The sequence below is a fragment of the Microbacterium sp. UBA837 genome (assembly GCF_002296025.1).
Lineage (GTDB): Bacteria > Actinomycetota > Actinomycetes > Actinomycetales > Microbacteriaceae > Microbacterium.
Genome location: NZ_DBHD01000207.1, coordinates 8,990 through 11,843, shown reverse-complemented (window position 1 = coordinate 11,843; position 2,854 = coordinate 8,990). Strand labels below are relative to the sequence as shown.

Annotated in this window: 4 protein-coding genes; 3 read left to right on the top strand and 1 reads right to left on the bottom strand. The window is 70.1% G+C overall.

The annotated features are described in order from the left end of the window. Positions 1 to 78: 78 nt before the first annotated feature. Positions 79 to 1,344 carry a phosphoribosylamine--glycine ligase gene (gene purD, locus B3587_RS14885; RefSeq protein ID WP_292730060.1) on the bottom strand — a complete coding sequence of 422 codons (1,266 nt, stop codon included), beginning with the start codon at positions 1,342 to 1,344 and terminating at the stop codon, positions 79 to 81. Positions 1,345 to 1,378: 34 nt separating this feature from the next. Here purD and B3587_RS14880 point away from each other — a divergent pair, with 34 nt between their 5' ends. The 3 genes from B3587_RS14880 to B3587_RS14870 are packed head-to-tail and all read left to right on the top strand — an operon-like array spanning position 1,379 to position 2,703. After that, positions 1,379 to 1,732, top strand: a complete 354-nt coding sequence (locus tag B3587_RS14880) for a sterol carrier family protein (protein WP_228179365.1) — start codon at positions 1,379 to 1,381, stop codon at positions 1,730 to 1,732. After that, positions 1,729 to 2,274 (top strand): hypothetical protein, encoded by a 546-nt coding sequence (locus B3587_RS15865; protein WP_348681499.1) that lies wholly within the window; start codon positions 1,729 to 1,731, stop codon positions 2,272 to 2,274. The genes B3587_RS14880 and B3587_RS15865 overlap by 4 nt, the downstream gene beginning before the upstream one ends. A gap of 24 nt (positions 2,275 to 2,298) precedes the next feature. Beyond that, positions 2,299 to 2,703 carry a hypothetical protein gene (locus B3587_RS14870; RefSeq protein WP_228179364.1) on the top strand — a complete coding sequence of 135 codons (405 nt, stop codon included), beginning with the start codon at positions 2,299 to 2,301 and terminating at the stop codon, positions 2,701 to 2,703. Positions 2,704 to 2,854 lie beyond the last annotated feature (151 nt).

Here is a 2,854-nt window from a genome sequence, read left to right as displayed (position 1 = left end):
CGCCGTGATCTGTCACCCGAGCATTGTCGCAGGTCCCCAACCGGCCCCGCGGTATCCACCGCGAGCCGCGCGATCGAGCTAGCCGACGCTCGCGGCGATGTCGGTGCGGAACTGGCCGCCCTCGAGCGTGATCCGCAACAGCGCCTCATAGGCACGCGCGCGGGCCTGGGCGAAGTTCTCACCGGTTGCCACGACGTTCAGCACGCGACCCCCGGTAGCGACGAGGCCCTCCGGGCCGTGGGCCGTGGCGGCGTGCGCCAGGTGCACGCCCTCGATGGATGCCGCGGCATCCGTTCCCGTGATCGCCCGGCCGACCTGGGGAGCCGCGGGGTAGCCCTCGCTGGCGAGCACGACGGTGACTGCGGCGGTGTCGTGAAACGTCGGCTGCGCCACGTCCTCGAGGTTTCCGGATGCCGCCGCCAGCAGAAGCCCCGACAGCGGCTCGACCAGGCGCGGCAGCACAACCTGCGTTTCTGGGTCACCGAAGCGCGCGTTGAACTCGATGACGCGCACACCGCGCTCGGTCAGAATGAGTCCCGCGTAGAGCAGGCCGATGAATGGCGTGCCCTCGGCATCCAGCTGACGGATGACCGGCTCGGCGACCTCGCGGGTGACCTGCTCGACGAAGGCAGCCTCGCCGCCCCAGCCCTCGCTCAGCCACGGGAGCGGCGAGTACGCGCCCATGCCACCGGTGTTCGGGCCCTCGTCGCCGTCGTGCAGGCGCTTGAAGTCCTGCGCGGGGCTCAGCGCCCGCACGGTGTCACCGTCGCTGAGGAAGAAGAGCGACACTTCGGGTCCCGACAGGAACTCCTCGACCAGTACGCCACCGGTGCCGAGGTATTCGGCAGCGTGGGCGAGGGCTGCTTCGCGGTCGTCGGTGACGATGACGCCCTTGCCCGCCGCGAGACCGTCGGCCTTTACGACGTGTGGAGCGCCGAACTCGTCGAGCGCTGCGGCAACCTCGTCGAGGGTGGCGGCGTGGGTTGCGCGTCCGGTCGGGACGCCGGCTGCCTGCATGATGCGCTTGGCGAACGCCTTGGATCCCTCGAGCTGCGCGGCGGCCTTGCCCGGACCGAACGTCGGGATGCCGCGCTCGCGCAGCGCATCGGCGACACCGGCGACAAGGGGCGCCTCGGGTCCGATCACGACGAGTCCGATCGACTCGGTCTGCGCGAACGATGCCACCGCGACCGGGTCATTCGGATCGAGCGCGACAACCGTGACGTCCTGGGCGATGCCCGCGTTTCCGGGGGCCGCGAAGATCTCGTGCGCCTCCCCTTCGCTTCGCAGCGACGTGATGATCGCGTGTTCACGGGCACCGGAGCCGAGGACGAGGATTCGCACCCGGTCAGCCTACCGACCGGCGTAGCGTGGGACCGTGCCTCCCAGAATCACGACCGAAGCCGGACGCGCCGCTCTCGGAGCCGTCGCGGAAGGGACCGCCGGCCGGCCCGAGACCGCGACGGCCGTGCGCTACTTACTTCAGTTGCTCGCCGAGAAGGCGCCGGGCGCGACGGTCGAGGTCCGCGTTCCCCCATTCGGGGCGACACAGATCATCGAGGGGCCACGTCACACCCGCGGGACCCCGCCCAACGTCGTCGAGATGGATGCCGCGACCTTCATCGACCTCGCGACGGGGGTGCGCGGGTGGTCGGATGCCGAAACCTCCGGGGCGCTGCGGGCCTCTGGCGTCCGCGCTGATTTCTCGCACCTCCTTCCCCTTCGGCCATGAGCGCGGCATCCGCGCCGACCTGGGCCGACTACCGGGGATCGATCGGCGTTCGGTCGTCCCTCTTCGCTGCTCTGGCCCAGCGCTGGCCGATCGAGCGGTGCTCGTCGCCCGTCGCCGCGGGTCGGATGCCGCGCCGGGCGCCCACGACGACTGAGGCATCCCGCTCTCGCACCCTCTCGCCCGCGGACCGCGCTGGGCGGGGCAGTGCGAGAATGGAAGCCATGTCCCCGACGAGCGATGACCACCTCGAGCAGGTGACGGTGCGGCGCAGCCCGAAGTATTCCGTCTTCCTGCTGCTCGGCGGTGCCGTCGGCCTGCTCGTCGCCATGATCCTGACGTTCCTGTTCGACGGGACGACGCAAGAGAGCCCCAACACGGGCCTCGTCTACTCCCAGATGCAGGTCTTCGGGTTCCTGCTGCTGATCTTCGTTTCGATCGGCGTCGCCCTCGGCGGAGCGGTGGCCCTCATCTTCGACCGGGTCTACGCGCGCCGCGCCCGCACGCTGCGGGTCGAGCACGACCGCATCATCTCGGCCGACTGAGCGGAACCGGGTGAGGGCAGTCACATGGCAGTCCGGCAAGAGCCATCCTCACCCGATCCCCACGAGCACGTCATCGACGTTCAGGTGCAACGCGTGTTCGTGCGCCGGTCGCCACGATACGGACGCATCCTCGGCGCCGGCATCACCGTCGGCCTTGTCATCGCTGCAGCCCTGACCACATTCGGCGCCGTCTCGGGCGACGGTGTTGCTTCTTCCGGCGAAGCCGGGGTCGTGTGGGCCTTCGGGCTGAACGCCATGGTGTCGGTGGCGGTGTGCCTGTTGATCAGCGCCAGCATCATCCTCATCGCCGAGCGACGCACCCTCCGCCGCATCCGTGACGCCCGCGCCGCGCAGGAGGTCACGTTCGTCGACGACCTCGCGCGGCCGATGACCGATCAGCCGCCTCCCTGGATGCGCGACGAGAGCTGAGGGCGCGCCGGTAGTCTGTTCGGGTGGACTCCCACAACGCCCCCAGTAATCCGTACACCGCGGCCGGTGTCGACACGGCAGCGGGTGACCTCGCCGTCGAACTCATGAAGGCTGCGGTCCGTCGCACCCAGGGCCCCGAAGTCCTCGGCGG